Source organism: Paracoccus sp. MBLB3053, from assembly GCF_031822435.1.
Taxonomy (GTDB): domain Bacteria; phylum Pseudomonadota; class Alphaproteobacteria; order Rhodobacterales; family Rhodobacteraceae; genus Paracoccus; species Paracoccus aurantius.
Genome location: NZ_JAVQLW010000003.1, coordinates 191,455 through 211,157 on the forward strand (window position 1 = coordinate 191,455; position 19,703 = coordinate 211,157).

Consider the following 19,703-nt stretch of genomic DNA (forward strand, 5'->3'; position numbering starts at 1 on the left):
CGGCGCCGATCCCCCGGCGCCGATCTGAAACGTAAATGAGGCCGCAGAACAGCCGTTTTAGATCAGTTCTTTGCGCGAATTTCTTCGAGCGTTTTCTGGACCCGATCGACGACTTCCTCGCCGATCTCGGCCTTGTGCTTTTCGTAGACCACTTGCGATTTCTCGAGCATGCGCTCCTGCTCGGCCGGGTCGATCGTGTTGAATTCCAGGCCAGCAGCCTCGATTTTCGCCAGCGAGGCCTTGTTCAGGTCCTGGATAACCTTGCGTTCTTCGTCGCGGCCGACGGCCGCGCAGTCACGCAGCGCCTGCTGTTCTTCGGGCGAGTAGGTGTTGAAGATCGCTTTCGAGAACAGGAACAGGAACGGCGTGTAGGCGTGTTTGGTTTCGCTCACGTAGCTTTGCACCTCGTAGAACTTCGAGGTGTCGATCGTCACATAGGGGTTTTCCTGAGCGTCGATCGCCTTGGTTTCCAGCGCCGAGAAAACCTCGCCGAAGGCCATCGGGGTCGCGTTCGCACCGAAGTTCGAGAAGCTGTCGAGGAAGATGTTGTTCTGCATCACGCGCAGTTTCATGCCCTCGAAGTCTTCCCATTTGGTGATCGGGCGCTTCGAATTCGACACGTTACGGAAGCCGTTTTCCCAATAGGCGAGGTTGACGAGCCCGGCTTCGTCCAGCTTTTCGTTCAGGAAATCTCCGAACTCGCCGTCCATCACCTCATAGGCTTCCTCATTGCTGCGGAAGAGGAACGGCAGGTCGAAGACGCCAAGCGCCGGGACGATGCCCACGAGCGGCGAGGATGAGGTCACGACGGCTTCCTGCACGCCCGAGCGCAGGGCCTGGGTCGCTTGCAGGTCGCCGCCAAGTGCGCCGCCCCAGAAACCCGTCATCTTCATCTGCCCGCCGGTCTTGTCGTCAAGACACGCCTGCATGGCCTTCATGCCGTTGTTGACCGGATGGTCTTCATTGATGCCGTTCGACACCTTGAAGTTGCGCGACTTGAATTCCGCCATGGCGGGGGTGGCCGCACCGAATACGGTTGAGACAAGCAGGACTGCCTTGATTGCGGAGCTTTTCATGTGGATCCTCCCATTTGATGGAAAAGCGGTAAAACGGTTGATCAATAGAACCAGCTCGCCGGCACCAGAATGATCTGGGGGAACAGCACGAGCAGGAGCAGGACCGCGACCTCGGCGATCAGGAAGGGCAAGACCCCGACAATCACCCGGCCCAATGGAACCTTCCCCACGCCACTGACCACGTTCAGCACGACGCCGACGGGTGGGGTGAGCAGACCGATGCAGCAGTTCATGATGAACATCACGCCGAAATAGACCGGATCGATGCCTGCCTTGGTGATGATCGGCAGCAGGACCGGCGTCAGGATCAGGATGGTTGGGGTCAGGTCCAGAGCCGTGCCGACGATGAGGATCAGGATCATGATCGCCAGCATCAGCAGTTTCGGGCGATCGATCAGCGGCTCGATATATGACGTGATTTCGGCCGGAATGTTCGCTGCGGTGATCAGCCAGGCCGATACCAGCGCTGCGCAGACCAGGAACATGATCGCGGCGGTGGTGCGCGCGGCGGAAAGCAGCACCAGGTGCAATTCGGTGATCTTGAGTTCGCGATAGACGAACAGGCCCACGAACAGCGCGTAGAACGCGGCGACAACCGCGGCTTCGGTCGGGGTCACGACGCCCAGCTTGATGCCACCCAAGATGATGACCGGCATGCCAAGTGCCCAGACCGCGCGGGCCGAAGCGCGACCACGCTCACCCCAGCTTGCCTTCGGCAGGGTTTCGACATTGTCCTTCCCGGCCACGACCACCCATGTGAACATGAGCACGAGGCCCATCAGAACGCCCGGCACGATGCCAGCCATGAACAGTTTGGAGATCGAGACGTTCGCGGCGACGCCGAATACGATGAAGGCCATCGAGGGCGGGATCACCGGTGCGATGACGCCGCCTGCGGCGATCAGGCCCGCCGAGCGCGGCACGTTATAGCCGGCCTTGGCCATCATCGGGATCAGGATCGCGGCCAATGCTGCGGTATCGGCAGCGGCCGAGCCCGAGATCGAGGCCATGATGATCGCGGCAAAGATCGCGACGAAACCGAGCCCGCCACGAATATGGCCGACGCAAGCGATCGAGAAGTCGATGATGCGCTTGGACAGCCCGCCTGCGTTCATCAGCTCGCCCGCAAGGACGAAGAAGGGAATGGCGAGCAGGGTGAAGGTATCCGCCCCGATCATCATGTTCTGAGCGATGATCTGGGTATTGAACATCCCCATGTAGCTCATGAGAATGACGCCGCAGAACATGAGCGCGAAGGCGACAGGTGCTCCGATCGCCATGGCGCCGAGGAGCGAGACGATAAAGACGACGAGGGTCATAGAGCGCGCTCCGAGAGTTCTTCGACGCTGTGCCGCTCACCCGCGAAGGCGGCAATCTCAGCGTCCGAAACCTTGCCGGTCAAGAGCCGCAGAAAGCGTTCGAGCGTGATGAGAATGATGCAGGTGGCCGTGAACAGCCCGGTCCCGTAGACCCATCCCATTGGTATGCCGGATACCGGGGCGGACATGCTCATGTTGATCGGAAGCTGCTTCCATGTGCCGATGAACAGGACCGCCGAACAGCCGATGATCAAGAGGTCAGACAGCCCCATCGCAAGCATCCGGCCCTTGCGACCAAGCATGGCGACAAAGGTTTCCATGCCCATATGCAGATTGTGACGATGCGCGACCACCGCGCCGATGAAGGTCAGCCATACGAAGAAGAAACGCGACAATTCCTCGGTGACGGGGATGCCCGAATTCATCGCATAGCGAAGAACGACGTTGACGAAGACCATCAGCGCCATGCCCCCGATCAGGACGCAGAGCAGCACGTCAAGCAGGCGGTAAAACAGGTTGATTGCTGCCCTGACCATCTCAGATCCTTTCAGCCAGGCCGCGCTTCACGAGGTTGCGCAGCAGTTCGCGCGCGCCGAAATCCCATTCGGGGCATGCATCCGAGCGATCTACCCAATTGACCAGCCGACCCAGGCGCGGCGTCGAGATCTCGACCCGGTCGCCCATTTCGTGGGTGAAGCCCTGGCCCTTGCCGCGGCGGTCCTTGACCGGGGCAAACATCGTGCCCAGAAACAGAACAGCGCCATCGGGATATTGATGCGAGCGGTTGCGCATCTGCGCCACCAGGTTCGCCGGCTTGCGGCTGATCGCTTCCATGGGACTTTCGCCGTTCATGACGAAGCCGTCCTCGCCCTGGACGAGCAGCGAAACGACGGCCTTTTCCAGCACATCAAGGGTGAAGTCTGTGTCGAACAGGCGGATGAACGGCCCGATCGAGCAGGACGCATTGTTGTCCTTGGCCTTGCCCAGCAGCAGCGCCGAGCGGCCTTCGACATCGCGCAGGTTCACGTCATTGCCGAGTGTCGCGCCGATGATCCGACCGTCCGAGCGGGTGACCAGAACCACTTCCGGCTCGGGGTTGTTCCATTCCGAGATCGGGTGCAGGCCAACCTTGTCGCCGCAACCGACCGACGAAAGCGGCTGGGCCTTCGTGAAGATCTCTGCGTCCGGGCCGATCCCGACTTCGAGATATTGCGACCAGAGACCCATTTCTTGCAGCAGGGTCTTGACCTGCTGTGCCTTCTCGGACCCTGCTTGTACGCCACGCAGGTTTTCCCCGATCACCGGGGCAAGACGGGCACGGATTTCCTCGGCATGACCAGCGTCACCGCGTGCCTGCTCTTCGATCACGCGTTCCAGCATGCTATCGGCGAACGTGACGCCTGCGGCCTTGATCGATTGCAGATCGACCGGAGCAAGCAGGCGGCCTGCCTCGCCGTTCAGGAACGCGTCGAGATGGCCCAGATCTGGAAGATCGGGCGTGCCGAGACGGTCGAGCAGGTCGTCGAATTCGAGCAACCCCGACACGGTCGCGGAAATTCCGCTCAGGTCGAGAACGCGTTCGTTTCTCAGGATCACCGGACATGGGCCACCTGCGGCATCGGACCACACACGTCCGACAAGGATGGCTCGATCGGCATCTTCCGGCAGAATCCCGGCAGCCGTCAATACTTGCGTCGAAGTCAATGCAACCTCCCTTCTCGTAGCGCCTCCAAACGCTACGCTGACAAAATTTGCTGTCAGACAACATTATGACCAGATCAATAACCTTGCGATAAACATCTGTCCACCGACAAAACCTTCCGCGGCGAATTTTCGGGCAGATAGTTGATCTAGATAAAGAATTTCAACTGCAGACCGACGCGACTCGCCGAGCCTTTCAGGTGTGACCGCATTGCCTGGCGCGCGGCTATGGGATCGCGGGCGTGAATTGCATCACGGATCGCGCCATGTTCCTCAATCGTGATCGACTTGATTTCGTCCAGCATGATCTGTTCTCGTGCCGCGATGATGACATGACCTACCCGATCGGCAATCGCGCTGATGAACTGGTCGAAATAATCGTTCCCTGTCGCCAAAGCGATGATGCGATGAAACTCCAGGTCCGCCGCCACGCCCTCGGTATTCCAGTCGTCGGATGCGGACATGCGAAGCAGCGCCTCCTCCAGCAGCCCCATTTGCTCTTCCGTATGGTTCAGCGCTGCCAGACCAGCGGCCTCGATCTCCAGCGGTACGCGCAGCTGAAACAGGTCCTGGAAGGCGTGATTGTCCATCAGACCGCCATCGCCAAGTCGAATATGCCGGGCTTGTCGTTCCACCACGAAAGCGCCGACCCCCTGACGCGTTTCGACGAGGCCTTCATTTCGAAGCTGGGCAATCGCCTCGCGAACCACCGTGCGGCTGACGCCGAAAGTCTGCGCCATCGAGTGCTCGGTCGGAAGCTTGTCGCCGGGCTTGATCGTTCCCTTGTGAATGAGTTGCGCAAATTGCGCCGCGATTCGCGCGGGCAGGTGTTCGTTGCGCGAAATCTGTCTAAATCCTTGAGCCATACCGGATAGTCTCTCCTCCCTTTCCTGAATGATTACCTCAGGTCCGGTCTATCTGGCAGCCCGGATTCATCGTCCAGTGGGGATCGACCGCCCGCTTGATTGCCGTCAGAAGCTGGCGATGGGTATCGGGCAGTCTCGTGTCGAAATCGGGTTTCTTCAGCCTGCCAATGCCATGCTCGGCACTGATGGAGCCTTTGTATCTGTCCAGAACGGAATTCACGATCTTCTTGGCCTTCAGGATCTGGGCGTCGATCGCGGCGCTTCCCGCTTCGAAATCCGGCAGCACGTTCAGGTGCACGTTGCCATCACCGACATGCCCATATGAGACGCAGATTGCGTCAGGCATTTCACTTGCGACGGCGGCTTCGGCCTCGGCGACGAATTCTGCAAGCTTCGAAAGAGGCACGGAAACATCGGTGCGCAGGTGCTTGCCGCGCTTGGCCTGGCCTTCGTTCATCCCCTCGCGGATCAGCCAGATATTCTGGGCCTGCGCCTGGGATTGGGCGAGAACACCATCGATCACCAGGCCGTCCTCCATCACCTGTTCCAGGAATCGCGCCATCAGATCGTCGATGTCGACAAGACCCGAGCCCGAAATTTCCATAAGGACGTAAGCGGAGTGATCGGCATCCATCGGAAGCTGAAGGTCCGGGATGCCCTCCTGCGCAAGACGCAGCGCAAGTGGCGGCATGAATTCGAATGCCGACATGAGATCACAGCACTGATGCCGGGCGCGCCGGTAAAGCCTGATCGCGTCGTCGAGCGACTCAAGCGCGAGAAGGGCGGTCGCGACCTGCTCGGGACGTGGCAGAAGCTTGACCGAAACGGCGGTGATGATGCCAAGCGTGCCTTCTGCTCCGATGAAGAGCTGTTTGAGATCAATGCCGCGATTATCCTTGCGAAGCTGTGACAGGCCGCTGAAGACCGAACCGTCCGGCAGAACCACTTCAAGACCCAACACCAGCTCGCGAGTCATCCCGTAGCGAAGCACGTTCACGCCGCCTGCGTTTGTCGATACGTTGCCCCCGATCTGACAACTGCCTTGGGCACCAAGCGCCAAGGGGAAGAAAAGCCCGGCCTTCGACACCTCGTCCTTGAATGTCTCGAGCATCACGCCGGCCTCGACGACAGCCGAGAAGTCGTCCGGATCGATCTGCCTGATCCGCGTCATGCGCTCGAGGCTGAGAACGACGACCGCTACGGGCGTGTCAGGGACACCACCCAGAACAAGGCCAGTATTGCCTCCCTGCGGCACGATCCCCAGCCCCAGGGTGGCGGCGGCCCGAACACATGCCGAGACCTCTTCCGTGGTGCGGGGGCGAAGAACCGCTTCGGCGCGGCATTGAACGTCGCCGTGCCAGTCGCTGCAATAGCGTGCGGTCTCATCGCCGGTCAGGACGAGATCGGCGCCAAGTGCATTGCGCAGCGCTTCTGAAAATCCGTTCTGACCCGCTTCGCTTGCCGCGAAACCGGCTTCCTCCAACTGACGATCCATGCCGCCATATCCTCCCTGATCGCACATGGGCGTGAAAACGACTTGCATCATACAAAGATCAGGTTATCAGACAACCATATAAATCCGTCGGCCGGCACGGGGCCGGAGACGGATCAGATTGCCCGGGAGGAGGACAAAGATGCATATCCTGATCATTGGTGCGGCCGGAATGGTGGGTCGCAAACTGACGCAACGGCTGGTTGCCGATGGTGGCTTCAACGATCAGACCCTCGAAGCGCTCACGCTGGTCGATGTGTTCCAGCCTGCAAGCCCCGAGGGATTCACGGGCAAGGTCAACAGCCTGACCGCCGATCTGTCGGATGCGGGCACGGCCGAAAAGCTGATCGCGACTCGTCCTGATGTGATCTACCATCTTGCCGCCATCGTCTCGGGCGAGGCCGAGCTTGATTTCGAAAAAGGCTATCGCATCAACCTCGACGGCACCCGCGCCCTGTTCGAGGCGATCCGCCTTGCGCAAAAGGAAGACGGATACCGTCCGCGCGTCGTCTTCGCTTCGTCCATCGCGGTCGTCGGCGCACCCCTGCCTTTCCCGATTCCCGACGATTTCCACACCACGCCGCTGACCAGCTATGGCACCCAGAAAGCCATGAGCGAGCTGCTTCTGGCCGACTATTCCCGCCGTGGCTTCTTTGACGGCATCGGCATCCGACTCCCCACGATCTGCATCCGTCCCGGCAAGCCGAATGCGGCGGCCTCGGGCTTCTTCTCGAACATCCTGCGAGAGCCGCTGGTGGGGCAAGAGGCGGTATTGCCGGTTCCTGAAGAGATCCGACATTGGCACACTTCGCCGCGGTCTGCTGTGGGCTTCATGCTGCATGCCGCGTCGATCGACGTGAATGTCGTGGGCCCGCGCCGCAACCTTTCGATGCCGGGTCTGAGCGCGACGGTGGGCGAACAGATCGAGGCCCTGCGCCGTGTTGCCGGGGAAAAAGCCGTCCGCCTGATTCGTCGCGAACCCGATGACATGATCATCCGCATGTGTGAAGGCTGGGCTCCCGGCTTTGAGGCCAGGCGCGCCCGCGAACTGGGCTTCACGGCTGAAGACAGTTTCGACGAGATCATCCGCGTCCATATCGAGGACGAGCTGGGCGGCCAGCTATGAGCGGCATGAACATCGCATTCCTGGGCACCGGGCTGATGGGGGCACCCATGGCGCGCCGGCTACTTGGTGCGGGTTTTCGGGTGACCGTCTGGAACCGGGCGGCGGAAAAAGCGCAAGCCCTGGAAGCCGCGGGAGCGATTGTCGCGGCTGACCCGGCCAGCGCGGCGGCGGGTTCCGACGTGGTTTTTACCATGCTTTCCGATGGTCAAGCCGTGGCAGATGTCCTTTTCGCGCGCGGTGTCGCCCAGGCGATGCGCGCTGGCGCCGTCCTGGTCGATACCTCTTCGATCGCCCCGGAAATTGCGCGGGATCATTCTGCCCGGTTGAGGGAAATTGGGATCGCCCATGTCGACTGCCCGGTCTCCGGAGGAGTGGTCGGTGCCGAAGCCGGCACGCTTGCACTGATGGCCGGGGGCGATGCCGATGTGATCGCGCAAATCACGGATATCTTCGCGCCTCTGGGCCGGCTGACCCATGTCGGGCCATCGGGCGCCGGTCAGGTCTGCAAACTTGCGAACCAGCAGATCGTCGCGGTCACCATCGGCGCGGTCGCGGAGGCTATGATGCTGGTTCAGGCGGGCGGCGCGGATCGCGAGAAGTTCCGCGATGCCATCCGGGGCGGTTTCGCAGAAAGCCGGATCCTGGAATTGCATGGCGGCAGGATGGTTCGGCGCGACTTCGCGCCGGGCGGACCTTCGCGATTGCAGCTCAAGGATCTGAACGCGGTTTCTGATCTTGCCCAGGCGACGGGACTGAAACTGCCCTTGACAGCAGCGGTGCGAGATGAATTCACCCAATTCGTCGCCGCAGGTCACGGTGATACGGATCACAGCGGATTGCTGTTGCATCTGGAGGGAATGAACGCAGGACTGCCTGTGGAGGAAAGCAAATGACATCGGATCATCAGCCAACGCGCCGCCTGCGCTCGCAGGATTGGTTTGACAACCCCGACCATGCGGACATGACCGCGCTCTATCTCGAGCGGTTCATGAATTACGGCACCACGCCGGAAGAACTGCGTTCGGGCAAGCCGATCATCGGCATCGCGCAATCGGGCAGCGACCTGAACCCCTGCAACCGCCACCACCTGGATCTGGCCAAGCGCGTGCGCGACGGCATCCGCGATGCGGGTGGCATCCCGATCGAGTTCCCCTCGCATCCGCTGTTCGAGAACTGCAAGCGCCCGACCGCCGCGCTGGACCGCAACCTGGCGTATATGGGCCTGGTCGAACTGCTTTACGGCTATCCTTTCGACGGCGTCGTGCTGACCACGGGCTGCGACAAGACCACACCCTCGGCGCTGATGGCGGCGGCCACGGTGGACATCCCGGCGATCGTGCTGTCGGGCGGGCCGATGCTCGACGGCTGGCATGATGGCGAGCTGGTGGGCTCGGGCACGGTGATCTGGCGCTCGCGCCGGAAATATGCGGCCGGCGAAATCACGCGCGAAGAGTTCCTCGACGCCGCGCTCGACAGCGCTCCCTCGGTCGGCCATTGCAACACCATGGGGACGGCCTCGACGATGAACGCCATTGCCGAGGCGCTCGGCATGTCGCTGACCGGCTGCGCCGCGATCCCGGCTGCCTATCGACAGCGCGGCCAGATGGCCTATCGTACCGGCCGCCGCGCGGTCGAACTGGTGCTGGAAGACATCCGGCCGTCGCATATCCTGACGCGCGAAGCCTTCCTGAACGCGATCCGGGTGAACTCGGCCATCGGCGGCTCGACCAATGCCCAGCCCCATATCATGGCGATGGCCAAGCATGCCGGGGCCGATCTGCGCCCCGAGGACTGGCAGGCGCATGGCTATGACATTCCTCTGCTGGCAAACGTCCAGCCCGCTGGCGCCTATCTGGGCGAGCGTTTCCACCGCGCGGGCGGCGTTCCGGCCATCATGTGGGAACTGCTGCAGGCCGGGAAGCTCGACGGCAGCGTCCCGACCGTGACCGGCGCGACCATGGCCGAGAACCTTGAAGGCCGCGAGGCGAGCGACCGCGAGGTCATCAAGCCCTATGCCGACCCGATGATGGAGCGCGCGGGCTTCTTCGTGCTGAAGGGCAACCTCTTCGATTTCGCGATCATGAAGACCTCGGTGATTTCCGCCGACTTCAGGGCGCGTTACTTGTCGGAACCGGGCCGCGAAGGCATCTTCGAGGGCAAGGCCTTCGTCTTCGACGGCTCCGAGGATTACCATGCCCGGATCAACGATCCGGCGCTGGAGATCGACGAGCGTTCGATCCTGGTCATTCGCGGCGCGGGTCCGCTGGGCTGGCCGGGCTCGGCCGAGGTGGTGAACATGCAGCCGCCGGATCGCCTTCTTAAGCGCGGAATCACCAGCCTTCCGACGATCGGTGACGGACGGCAATCGGGCACGGCGGACAGCCCCTCGATCCTGAATGCCTCACCCGAAAGCGCGGCTGGCGGCGGTCTCGCATGGATCCGCACGGGCGACGTGATCCGGCTGGATCTCAACTCGGGCACCTGCGACATGCTGGTGGATGAAACCGAGATTGCGCGCCGCAAGATGGATAGCATCCCACCGGTCCCGCCCTCGCGCACCCCATGGCAGCGGATTTATCGCGAGACGGTCACGCAGCTTGAAGATGGGGCCACGATCCGCGGTGCCGAAGACTTCCAGCGCATCTCGACGACGCCGCCGCGCCACAATCACTGAGGCAACAGCAAAAGAACGCGAAGACCGGCGGCAGAACTGCCGGTCTTTGCCGATCGAAGACGCTAAATCTCCGATACTTAGTGCCGGTCTTGGTTGGGGAAAGTGCATGGTATCGAACAAATCTGTTCGAGGCCGTGAGGATCGCGGTTCCGGATCGTGATGGTACCGCTATAGCGTTCGATGATCTCACGCGCGATGGCTAAGCCCAGGCCCGCACCCGGAACCGATTTGCGCCGCGCCTGGTCGACGCGGAAGAACGGCTCGAACACCTGCGAAAGCAGTTCGGCCGGAACGCCCGGCCCGCTGTCGACAATCCGCACGACTGCGTGGCCGTCCTCGCAAACCATTGAAACCTGTGCGCCCTGACCATGAGTTGCCCCATTGGTGATCAGGTTGCGCAGGGCACGCTTAAGCGCAATCGGACCGGCCGCCACCTCGATCCGCGGCAGATCCGCCAGCTGAACCTTCTGGCCAAGCCCGTGCAGTTCCGAGACGATCTCGCCCAGCATCCGGTCCAGCCGAACCGGCTCGCTGTCATCGGCCCCGACCTCTTCGCGGACCAGTCGGATCGCGCTATCCGCGATCATGTCGAGTTCCTCGAGATCCGAAAGCCATTTCGCACGCTCTTCGTCATCTTCGATGAACTCGGCGCGCAGGCGCATCCGAGTCATCGGCGTGCGCAGATCGTGCCCTGCCGCGGCAACCAGGCGCATCCGGCTTTCCATCGACTGGCCGAGTTGGCGCGACAGGCGATTCAGTGCGCGTGCCGCGGCGCGAACCTCGCCCGAGCCGGTTTCGGGGACGGGCCGCAGCGTTCCGTCCGGTCCGATCTTGTCCACCGCGTCCTCGATCATCTGCAGCGGGCGGGTCAGCCTTTGCGCCGCATGGATCGCGATGGCTGCACTGCCCAGCCCGATGAGTGACAACCAAAGGCTGAGCATCTTCCACTGACCGGAAGGGGGCCGCATGTCCGGGACATGGACCAGCAGCCATCCCTGTCCTTCGATCGGAACGGACGCAGTCGGAGCGACCTGTTTTGATTCCTGGGTCACCAGGACGTCCAGAGGCTGGCCCGTCCGCGCAAGCGAATGCCGCAGAAAATTGGTGAGCTTTTCGTCCAGTTCGCCCTTTGCCGGTTCGGGCTGCAGCATCGGCCGTTCCGCCGGGCCATAGCCCAGCAAGCCAAGCGTCATGTGGATCTGACGGGCCACGACATCGATCGTTGCCTCGGGCAGCGGCGGGTGCATGACGCGCGTCGCCGTGAAGGTTGCCAGAACGACCACCGACACGATCGCGGCGATGAGCAGGGCGGCAATTCTGGTTCTGAGCGAATTCATCCTGCCTCACACGGGTCGATGGTCTCGGTCATGCTGGCCCGGTCCCGACCGTCACCGGGACCGAAAGCTGGTAGCCACCGTTCCGGACCGTTCGAAAGATCGCCTCCGTGTTCTTTTCGGCGAGCTTGCGGCGCAGGCGGCTCATGAGCACGTCGATCGAGCGGTCCAGCGGATCCCGGTCACGCCCTTGGGTCAGGTCCAGCAGCTGGTCTCGCGACAGCAGACGCCCCGGACGTTCCAGAAAGACATGAAGCAGGTCGAATTCGGCCCCCGTCAGATCGATCTCGGTGCCGTCAAAGGCCAGCACCCGTCGCTGACCCGGATCGACCTCGAAACCGGCAAAGCCATAGATGCGTGCCTCGGGGGCTGGCATTTCGTCGGACCCGGCCCGGCGGAGCACGGCCTTGATCCGTGCGACAAGTTCGCGGGGGTTGAAGGGCTTGCCCAGATAGTCATCTGCGCCAAGCTCAAGGCCGACGATGCGATCGACGTCTTCCTTCAGTGCTGTCAGAAGGATGATCCGCAAGTCGGGGCGGTGCTCGTGCAGGCTGCGGCAGATGTCGAGCCCCGACCCATCGGGCAGCATCACGTCGAGCACGATCAGGTCAGGACGCGAATCCGCGACACGCGCCTCGCATTCGCGCCGGTCCGCAGCCATGGATACGCGAAAGCCCTGACCCTCAAGATAGCGGCGCAAAAGATTTCGGATCTCGGGGTCGTCATCGACGATCAGGATGTGCTTCATCGTCATGTCCTATGCATCTGGCCCTGTTCTAGCGTTTTTCCGCCCATCGCGCCTTGGCATTTTTGTGACGAAGCATTTCCGGGTTCGGGCCGGAAACAACGGGTTACAATTCAGTGGGCGGCAGACACAATTCGTCACTTCCCGGACCTCGTCCCGACATGGCCACAAGCTTTAGTGCTGGCGGTGATCCGACCGGCCTGCCTTTGTTTGCCGGTCGTGATCTTCGAGCAGAAAAACAAGGATTGATGCAATGCGTCGCTTTCTGATGATGACCGCAATCGCGGCGACCACTCTGGGTTCGGCTCAACTCGCCCAGGCCGAAGCCCGTCCCGACGGACCGCCGCCGGTCTGCCGACAGGACCAGAAGGACTGTCCCAAGCCGCAGAAGGCTGAGCAGAAGAAACATCGCGATGACCGGGCAGGGCGTCCGGGCGACGATCGCCGTGGACCGCCCCCCGAAATGCGCGCCGGCCGTCAGGAACCGCGCCGCGATGACCAGCCCGGCATGGCACCGAGGCATTTGCGGGTCGGCGATAATGGTGCCGCAGGAACACCGTTCAAGCCGGGCAAGGACATGCGTCTCAAGGAAGCGCCGCGCGGCAAGGAATACCGGGTGATCGACGACCGCCTGGTGCTCGTGAACAAGAAGGACCACAAGATCGTCGAGGTCCTGGGACTTGCTCCGCGCCTGCGTTGATCTGCGGGTGAGACGAGACAAAGGCGGCGGCCGGTAATACCGGCCGCCGTTTGTCGCTCAGGCGGCGAGTGCCGCCACGGGATGCAGCCGAGAAGCATTTGCGGCCGGCAGATAGCCGAAGATCAGGCCGATGCCACAGCTGCTGGCCATGGCTGCGGCGATCGAAAAGGGTGAATAGATCGGCTGGAAGCTGCTGCCGAAATGTTCGAAGGCAAATCCAAATCCCAGCGCGGCCGTTACCCCTGCGGTGCCGCCGATCAGGCAGACCAGAACCGCCTCGATCAGGAATTGCGCGCGAATATCGGACCTGCGCGCGCCGACCGCCATGCGAAGGCCGATCTCGCCGATCCGTTCCGTGACCGAAACGAGCATGATGTTCATGACGCCGATTCCGCCCACGAGAAGCGAGATCACGGCGATGGCCGCGATGAGGATCGTCATTGTCCGGGTCGTGCTGGTGATGGTCGAGCGGATCTCGTCATTGTTGATGATGAAGAAGTCCTTGCTGCCATGGCGTTGGGTCAGGAAGTCTGTCACCGACTGCTGGGCAATGCTCATTTCGACATCGTCCGCCACACGCAATGTCAGACTGCTGACGCTGGTTGATCCAAGATAGCGCGCCTGAACCGTGCTATAGGGCGCATAGATCGTCAGGCTGGTGCTGCCGCCGGGGCCGCGTTGCTGAATGGCGGCCACGCCAATGACGCGCAAGGGGACCTTGCCCGCCATGAAGACCTGCCCCAGCGGGTTTCCATCCGGAAACAGATTTTTCCTGGTGTTCTCGTCGATGACCACATCCTGGGTCATTGCGGCCACGTCGGATGCGTCAAATGCGTGCCCCTGCGTCAGCGTGATGCCCGCGACGTCGAAATATTGTTCGCTGACCCCGCTGATCTGGGCAGTGGCTTCGGTCGCGCCATAGCGAAGGGTCTGCGCACTGCTGACCGAGGGACTGACCGAGGCGACATAGGACTGCCGGGCAAGCTGCGTTCCGTCCTCGAGCACAAGCGTCGTCACCCGACCCGAGCGAGTGTCACCGAAGCTTTGGCCCGGGTAGATCTGCAGCGTGTTTGTTCCGAGGCTTGAGATATTTTCCAGAACCTGCTGCCGCGAGCCTTCGCCAAGCGCCACCACGGACACGACCGACGCGATCCCGATGATGATCCCAAGCATGGTCAGAAAGCTGCGCAGTTTGTGGGCACGCATCGCCAGGACCGCCATACGGAACGCCTCGGCCATCCGGCCAATTCCGGGGGCGGCGCCCGCTGCTTCCGTCCGGGGAACAGAGATGCCGGGCGCGTCGACCGACGTCGCGCTGTCCGATACGATCCGGCCATCGGCAATCTCGATCACCCGGCGCGCTAGTGCCGCGACGTTGGGATCATGGGTGACAAGGATCACCGTCCGCCCTTCGGCGTTCAGTTCTTCCAGGATCGTCAGGACCTCTTCGCCGCTGCGGCTGTCGAGCGCGCCGGTCGGTTCGTCCGCGAGAATGACCCGAGCATCGTTGACAAGGGCGCGGGCGATCGAGACGCGTTGCTGCTGGCCGCCGGAGAGCTGCCCCGGGCGGTGGTCCAGCCGGCCTCCCATTCCGAGCCGACCCAGAAGGGCGGCCGCCTTGTCGCGGCGGGAGGTGGCGTTCAGCCCACGGTAGATCGCGGGTACCTCGACATTGCCCAGTGCCGTCATCTCGGCAAGCAGATGATAGCGTTGAAAGACGAAGCCGAAGAACTCGCGTCTCAGCCTTGCCAGATCGGCGCTGCCGCGTTCTGCGACCTCGCGACCATCAAGCAGGTAGCTGCCCGAACTCGGACGATCGAGACAGCCCAGAATGTTCATCAGCGTCGATTTGCCCGATCCCGACGCGCCAATGATCGCCACGAACTCGCCTTGGCCAATCCTGAGGTCGATATCGTCGAGGACCTTGAGTTCTCCCTCTCCCGAAGGATAGCTGCGGCTGATCGAGGAAAGATGGATCAGGGAACTCATCTCCTAGCCTCCCATCGGTGGCGGGCCCATCATCCCGCCCGTCATGCCCGTTTGCGGACCCGAACCTGTTGCCTCGCCCGTGATGACCATTTCGCCCTCGGACAGACCGTCGAGCACCTCTGCAACAACCTTGTCGTTCAGCCCGATGCTGACCTGCCGGGGGTGCACGGTTCCGTCGCTCTGCCAGATCCGCAATGTGTATTTGCCATTTTCATCCTGTCGTCCGAGTGCGGCCGAGGGGATCGTCAGAACGTCGTTGGATTGTCCCAGGATGATACTCACCTGTGCCGTCATATAGGTGCGCAGATGGCCGTCAGAATTCTCGACGGGGATGATGCCGATGTAATAGACGGCTTCGCTGCTGCTGTCCGAGGTACTGTCCGGATCGATGGCGATGTCATTGACGATGGCCTGCGGGGCAGGTGCGATTTCTTTCAGGGTGGAATCGTAGCTCCGGCCAATATCGCCCAGCAGGTTGAAGCGCACCTTCTGACCCGGCGAAAGGCGAATGATATCTGCTTCGGAAATCTCGGCATGGACGTTCATCCGGTCGAGCTGGCCAAGCACGACGATGGTCGGTGAAGATTGAACCGCGTTTACCGTCTGTCCCGCCTGGTTGACGATGGCCAGAACGGTGCCGTCGCTGGGGGCAGTGATACGGGTATAGTCAAGGTTCGCCTGTGCCGACTCGATGGCGACCTGGGCACCTGCGATCTGGGCATCCAGTGCAGCAACCTGGGCTACTGCCACGGCGACGGCCTCTTCGGCGCTGTCATAGTCGCTATGCGGGGTGCTGTCGCTTTTCAACAGCCTCTGCTGGCGCGCCAGGGTCTTTTGCGCCAATGCCAGAACAGCCTCTTGCTGTGCCCTCTGGGCCTTGTAATTTGCAAGAGTCGCCTTTGCAATCCGCAGGGCGTTTTCCTGTGTCACCGAGTCGATCTCGGCGATCAGGTCTCCCTCCTTCACTTCCTGACCCAGACTGACGGCAAGCAAGGTGATGCGACCAGACACCTGTGCTCCGACCGCCACCAGCCTTTCTGGCTTCAACTGCCCCTCGGCCATCACCGTCACCTCGACATTGCCGCGCACGACGGGTGCAGTCATGTAGCTGGGTGTCGCCGCATTGCCAGGCCCAAAACCAGCAAGGCGGAACACCAGGCCGCCGAGAACCAGGGCCGCGACGACCAGCAGAAGTGTCGCGGATTTGCGCATCTCTCAGTTCCTTGTCTAGGTGTCTTCGCGGGCGCGGCAGCGCCCGTCACGTCCGACAAATAGGATTGCGGGGTTTCAAGGCTAGATCCGGCGGGTGAGTAAATGTTTCCTCCCGCCCCGTTTTGTAAGGAAGTGTTGCTGGTTCCTCCGGGGCAATAATTCCTTACAAATCTCAGCCTGCGCCGGGCTTCGCTACGAAGGGGGTCGACAGCCAGAATGGCGGTGGTATCGCCGGGACGGAACCTGACGTTCTGCCAGAAGCGACAGTTTGCGGGCAAAATACCGCCAGGTTGTGATACAATCGCCAGGTATCCTGATCAGGAGGTTTCGCCATGGCGCTCACGATCGGAGAGGATGGCATCCCGATCTGTCCGGCCGAGGAACTCGCTCAAGCTCCATTGACGAAGATCGATGACCTGCGACGGATATCTCCAGTCGTGCGGACCGACGCGAACCGGGTGATGGCGCTGCGCGCCGACGACGTGGCCCGCCTTTCCCACGATCCGCAATTGCCGCAGTTGCCGGGGGCTCACTTCGCGAAAGCTCTGGGCATTCCAGAAGGTCGATGCCGCGCATTCCTCGAAAATTTCATGCTCATGTCGAATGGCGCGGATCACCATCACAAGCGAGGGGCATTTGCCAAGACCTTCTCGCATCCGGCCATTCGGGCCAAGCGGGGCCTTGTCAGGGTGGTGGCACGCCAGATCGTCGCCGATCTTCCGCGGGGCGAGCCCTTCGATTTCTTGGCGCTTTGCGCATCGCGTTTGCCCGCCGAGGTGATCGCCAAGATGCTGGGTCTTCCCGTCCAAAGCAGTTCATGGTTCGCAGGACAGGTCTATTCATTTAGTCGCTGCCTGATGGTGCCATATGCGATTGATCGTCATGACGAGATCGAGGGCTCAGCAGAGGCTCTCTACAGATTTGTCAGCGCTGAGCTTGATGACCGCCGCGAAAAGGCGCGCGACGATCTGTTGTCTTCGCTGGTGCAGGACGAAACCGCACGCGCGCTGGAATCCGAGGATCTGATCTACCAGGTCATGGGGATCATCCTTGCGGGAAGCGACACCACCCGGTCCGGCTTCAACCTTCTGGTGGGCAGACTGCTTGCCGACCGAACTCTGTGGGAAGCGGTGGGCGAAGATCGCGCGTTGATACCAGCCGCGATAGACGAAGCGCTGCGGATCGAGCCTCCGGTCGGGTCATTGCCCCGCTTAGTGACCGCGCCCGTCGCTCTCGATAGCCATTTGGTGGCCCCGGGGCAATTGCTTGCACTGTCGACGCTTTCGGCCATGCGTGACGAAGCGCGCCTTGATGCGGCCCAATGCTTCAACCTGCAGCGGACAGATCACATTCGCCCGCATCTCGTCTTTGGTGGCGGCCCGCACCGGTGTCTCGGAGAGATGCTTGCACGGATCGAACTTGAGGAAGGGCTTGCGGCCTTGCTGGACGACGCATCAGGCATCGAGCTGATCGAAGCGCCCCGGATGATGGGGATCAGTGGAATCCGCCGCTCGACGCCGCTGATTGCCCGCATTTCCTGATCCGGGGCGGGATTGGGATCAGGACTGGATCGCGCCGACGGGCAAAGGGGTTATGATCCGCATCCCGGCCAAGTGGGACCAGTCAGGCGGGCCTGCCCCAGTTTCTTGTCCCTTCGGACCGCGCATCGTTCAGATTTCACTTAAGCTTCATCGAACTCTCGCGTCCTTGCCACAATCCGGGCGCAAATGCGTCGCGACTTTGACGCAAGTCGCGACAACAACGCGAGAGGGAAACAAATGCTCATCAATCGTCGCCACACGCTTGGCCTGTTCGGTGCCGCCGCTGGCTCGCTGATCCTGCCGCGCGGCCTGCGTGCACAGGGCCAGCGCCGCGAGATCACCATCGCGGTGCAGAAGATTACCAACAACAATACGCTCGATGTGTGGAACGAACAGTCGAACGTGGGCGAGCGCGTTTTCTTCCCGAACATGTGGGAAGGTTTGATCCTGCGCGACTGGATGGGCAATCAGGGCCCGATGCCGGGCCTTGCGACCGAATGGAAGCGCCTGGATGACAAGACGCTGGAACTGAAGCTGCGCCAGGGCGTGCGCTTTCATAACGGCGATGAGCTGACCGCCGAGGATGTCGTCTTTTCCTTCTCGGACGAGCGGCTCTTTGCCGGAACTGAGCCGGCTGGCGGCAAGACGATCTATGCCGAAAACTTCAAACCCCAATCGGCCAAGGAACTGCCTGCGAATATTCCTGGTATCGCACGTCGCATGTGGCCTGCGCTGCGCGGTGTCGAAGCCGTGGACAAATATACCGTCCGCTTCCACAACGCGACGCCCGACGTGACGCTGGAAGGCCGCCTTTATGCCCATGGGTCGCAGATTGCCAACAAGCGTGCCTGGGACGAGGCCGGCAGCTATGCCGAATGGGCCGCCAAGCCCGTCACCACCGGCCCCTACATGGTCGAGGAATTCCGCCCTGACGTTTCGTTGACGCTGGTGGCCTTCGACGATTACTGGGGCGGCCGTCCGCCGCTGCAGCGCATCCGCTTCGTCGAAGTTCCCGAGGTCGCAAGCCGTGTGAACGGCCTTCTGTCGGGCGAATATGATTTCGCCTGCGACCTGCCGCCGGACCAGATCTCGACCGTCACCGCCGCGCCGGGGCTCGAGGTGCAATCCTCGACCATCTGGAACCACCGCATCACGGTCTTCAACAAGCAGAACGAGTTCCTGGCCGATCCGCTGGTGCGCCGAGCCTTCACCCATGCCATTGATCGCAAGGCAATCGTCGATGCGCTCTGGGGGGGACAGACGGTCATCCCGGCCGGGCTGCAATTCGAAAGCTTCAAGACCTCGGACATGTTCGTCGAAGGCTGGAGCGTGCCCGAATACAATCCCGATCTGGCTCGCGATCTGCTCAAGCAGGCCGGCTACAAGGGGGATGCGATCCCGTATCGCCTGCTCAACAACTACTATACCAACCAGACGCCCACGGCACAGATCCTTGTCGAAATGTGGAAGCAGGTCGGCCTGAACGTCGAAATCCAGATGAAAGAGAACTGGGCGCAGATCCACGATCCCGAAGGGGTCAAGGGCGTCCGCGACTGGTCGGCTTCGAACACGATCAACGACCCGATCACGCCGCTCGTCGTGCAATTCGGCCCGAACGGCGAAGCCCAGCAGAAGCGCGACTTCTGGAACGACGAGGTGAACCAGCTGTCGTCGGTCATGGAAACCTCGACCAACCGCGCCGATCGCAAGAAGGCCATCACGCGGCTTCTTGAGATCACCGAACGCGAGGACCCGGCCTATACCGTGCTGCATCAGAACGCGGTCTTCACCGGGATGAAATCCGACCTGAACTGGAAGGCCGCGCCGGCCTTCGCGATGGATTTCCGTTCTTCGAACTGGAACGTCTGATCCTTCTCGGGACAGGGCGGGTGCACGGCATCCGCCCTGTCTTGATTCCGACCAGCTAG

Annotated in this window: 16 protein-coding genes; 6 read left to right on the plus strand and 10 right to left on the minus strand. The window is 61.8% G+C overall.

Features of this window, described 5'->3' with window-relative positions; translation table 11 throughout:
• Window positions 1-62: 62 nt before the first annotated feature.
• The 6 genes from RGQ15_RS17525 to RGQ15_RS17550 all read right to left on the minus strand — a co-directional run bounded on the left by RGQ15_RS17525 (window position 63) and on the right by RGQ15_RS17550 (window position 6,457).
• Window positions 63-1,076 (minus strand): TRAP transporter substrate-binding protein, encoded by a 1,014-nt coding sequence (locus RGQ15_RS17525; RefSeq protein ID WP_311161974.1) that lies wholly within the window; start codon window positions 1,074-1,076, stop codon window positions 63-65.
• 41 nt (window positions 1,077-1,117) lie between these two features.
• Window positions 1,118-2,395 carry a TRAP transporter large permease gene (locus RGQ15_RS17530; protein ID WP_311161975.1) on the minus strand — a complete coding sequence of 426 codons (1,278 nt, stop codon included), beginning with the start codon at window positions 2,393-2,395 and terminating at the stop codon, window positions 1,118-1,120.
• Window positions 2,392-2,931, minus strand: coding sequence for a TRAP transporter small permease (locus RGQ15_RS17535; RefSeq protein ID WP_311161976.1), 540 nt, complete (start codon window positions 2,929-2,931; stop codon window positions 2,392-2,394). Before RGQ15_RS17535 ends, RGQ15_RS17530 begins: the two co-directional genes overlap by 4 nt.
• A gap of 1 nt (window position 2,932) precedes the next feature.
• Entirely contained in the window at window positions 2,933-4,099 is a 1,167-nt protein-coding gene (locus tag RGQ15_RS17540; RefSeq protein WP_311161977.1) for a fumarylacetoacetate hydrolase family protein, read from the minus strand.
• Window positions 4,100-4,245: 146 nt separating this feature from the next.
• Window positions 4,246-4,962: a FadR/GntR family transcriptional regulator gene (locus RGQ15_RS17545; RefSeq protein ID WP_311161978.1), complete on the minus strand. Its 717-nt coding sequence runs from the start codon at window positions 4,960-4,962 to the stop codon at window positions 4,246-4,248.
• A gap of 37 nt (window positions 4,963-4,999) precedes the next feature.
• Window positions 5,000-6,457 (minus strand): FAD-binding oxidoreductase, encoded by a 1,458-nt coding sequence (locus RGQ15_RS17550; protein ID WP_311161979.1) that lies wholly within the window; start codon window positions 6,455-6,457, stop codon window positions 5,000-5,002.
• Window positions 6,458-6,596: 139 nt separating this feature from the next.
• Between RGQ15_RS17550 and denD the strand changes: the two genes are divergently transcribed.
• Genes denD through RGQ15_RS17565 form a run of 3 tightly spaced genes read left to right on the plus strand, consistent with a single transcriptional unit; the run spans window position 6,597 to window position 10,254 of the window.
• Entirely contained in the window at window positions 6,597-7,580 is a 984-nt protein-coding gene (denD, locus tag RGQ15_RS17555; RefSeq protein ID WP_311161980.1) for a D-erythronate dehydrogenase, read from the plus strand.
• Between the two features lie 5 nt (window positions 7,581-7,585).
• The gene (locus tag RGQ15_RS17560; RefSeq protein ID WP_311161981.1) at window positions 7,586-8,473 is read left to right on the plus strand and encodes an NAD(P)-dependent oxidoreductase; all 888 of its coding nucleotides are present in this window, start codon (window positions 7,586-7,588) and stop codon (window positions 8,471-8,473) included.
• The gene (locus RGQ15_RS17565; protein ID WP_311161982.1) at window positions 8,470-10,254 is read left to right on the plus strand and encodes an IlvD/Edd family dehydratase; all 1,785 of its coding nucleotides are present in this window, start codon (window positions 8,470-8,472) and stop codon (window positions 10,252-10,254) included. The genes RGQ15_RS17560 and RGQ15_RS17565 overlap by 4 nt, the downstream gene beginning before the upstream one ends.
• 77 nt (window positions 10,255-10,331) lie before the next feature.
• On the opposite strand, the gene RGQ15_RS17570 is transcribed toward RGQ15_RS17565, so the two are convergent.
• Window positions 10,332-11,591, minus strand: coding sequence for an ATP-binding protein (locus RGQ15_RS17570; RefSeq protein ID WP_311161984.1), 1,260 nt, complete (start codon window positions 11,589-11,591; stop codon window positions 10,332-10,334).
• Between the two features lie 28 nt (window positions 11,592-11,619).
• Complete coding sequence (locus RGQ15_RS17575) at window positions 11,620-12,336, minus strand: response regulator transcription factor (protein WP_311161985.1); 717 nt, start codon at window positions 12,334-12,336, stop codon at window positions 11,620-11,622.
• 250 nt (window positions 12,337-12,586) lie between these two features.
• Between RGQ15_RS17575 and RGQ15_RS17580 the strand changes: the two genes are divergently transcribed.
• The gene (locus RGQ15_RS17580; RefSeq protein ID WP_311161986.1) at window positions 12,587-13,033 is read left to right on the plus strand and encodes a hypothetical protein; all 447 of its coding nucleotides are present in this window, start codon (window positions 12,587-12,589) and stop codon (window positions 13,031-13,033) included.
• 57 nt (window positions 13,034-13,090) lie between these two features.
• Here RGQ15_RS17580 and RGQ15_RS17585 read toward each other — a convergent pair whose 3' ends face one another.
• Entirely contained in the window at window positions 13,091-15,022 is a 1,932-nt protein-coding gene (locus RGQ15_RS17585; protein ID WP_311161987.1) for a MacB family efflux pump subunit, read from the minus strand.
• 3 nt (window positions 15,023-15,025) lie between these two features.
• Window positions 15,026-16,234 (minus strand): efflux RND transporter periplasmic adaptor subunit, encoded by a 1,209-nt coding sequence (locus tag RGQ15_RS17590; protein ID WP_311161988.1) that lies wholly within the window; start codon window positions 16,232-16,234, stop codon window positions 15,026-15,028.
• A gap of 332 nt (window positions 16,235-16,566) precedes the next feature.
• Between RGQ15_RS17590 and RGQ15_RS17595 the strand changes: the two genes are divergently transcribed.
• Both RGQ15_RS17595 and RGQ15_RS17600 read left to right on the plus strand, forming a co-directional pair.
• Window positions 16,567-17,775 carry a cytochrome P450 gene (locus RGQ15_RS17595; RefSeq protein WP_311161989.1) on the plus strand — a complete coding sequence of 403 codons (1,209 nt, stop codon included), beginning with the start codon at window positions 16,567-16,569 and terminating at the stop codon, window positions 17,773-17,775.
• 237 nt (window positions 17,776-18,012) lie between these two features.
• Window positions 18,013-19,644 (plus strand): ABC transporter substrate-binding protein, encoded by a 1,632-nt coding sequence (locus tag RGQ15_RS17600; protein ID WP_311161990.1) that lies wholly within the window; start codon window positions 18,013-18,015, stop codon window positions 19,642-19,644.
• Window positions 19,645-19,703 lie beyond the last annotated feature (59 nt).

Bases quoted from the DNA above. Each gene is read 5' to 3' on its own strand.
- RGQ15_RS17590 (WP_311161988.1), bottom strand. From the start codon at position 16,234: ATGCGCAAATCCGCGACACTTCTGCTGGTCGTCGCGGCCCTGGTTCTC.
- RGQ15_RS17600 (WP_311161990.1), top strand. From the start codon at position 18,013: ATGCTCATCAATCGTCGCCACACGCTTGGCCTGTTCGGTGCCGCCGCT.
- denD (WP_311161980.1), top strand. From the start codon at position 6,597: ATGCATATCCTGATCATTGGTGCGGCCGGAATGGTGGGTCGCAAACTG.
- RGQ15_RS17535 (WP_311161976.1), bottom strand. From the start codon at position 2,931: ATGGTCAGGGCAGCAATCAACCTGTTTTACCGCCTGCTTGACGTGCTG.
- RGQ15_RS17575 (WP_311161985.1), bottom strand. From the start codon at position 12,336: ATGAAGCACATCCTGATCGTCGATGACGACCCCGAGATCCGAAATCTT.
- RGQ15_RS17595 (WP_311161989.1), top strand. From the start codon at position 16,567: ATGGCGCTCACGATCGGAGAGGATGGCATCCCGATCTGTCCGGCCGAG.
- RGQ15_RS17545 (WP_311161978.1), bottom strand. From the start codon at position 4,962: ATGGCTCAAGGATTTAGACAGATTTCGCGCAACGAACACCTGCCCGCG.
- RGQ15_RS17525 (WP_311161974.1), bottom strand. From the start codon at position 1,076: ATGAAAAGCTCCGCAATCAAGGCAGTCCTGCTTGTCTCAACCGTATTC.
- RGQ15_RS17580 (WP_311161986.1), top strand. From the start codon at position 12,587: ATGCGTCGCTTTCTGATGATGACCGCAATCGCGGCGACCACTCTGGGT.
- RGQ15_RS17585 (WP_311161987.1), bottom strand. From the start codon at position 15,022: ATGAGTTCCCTGATCCATCTTTCCTCGATCAGCCGCAGCTATCCTTCG.
- RGQ15_RS17530 (WP_311161975.1), bottom strand. From the start codon at position 2,395: ATGACCCTCGTCGTCTTTATCGTCTCGCTCCTCGGCGCCATGGCGATC.
- RGQ15_RS17570 (WP_311161984.1), bottom strand. From the start codon at position 11,591: ATGAATTCGCTCAGAACCAGAATTGCCGCCCTGCTCATCGCCGCGATC.
- RGQ15_RS17565 (WP_311161982.1), top strand. From the start codon at position 8,470: ATGACATCGGATCATCAGCCAACGCGCCGCCTGCGCTCGCAGGATTGG.
- RGQ15_RS17550 (WP_311161979.1), bottom strand. From the start codon at position 6,457: ATGGATCGTCAGTTGGAGGAAGCCGGTTTCGCGGCAAGCGAAGCGGGT.
- RGQ15_RS17560 (WP_311161981.1), top strand. From the start codon at position 7,586: ATGAACATCGCATTCCTGGGCACCGGGCTGATGGGGGCACCCATGGCG.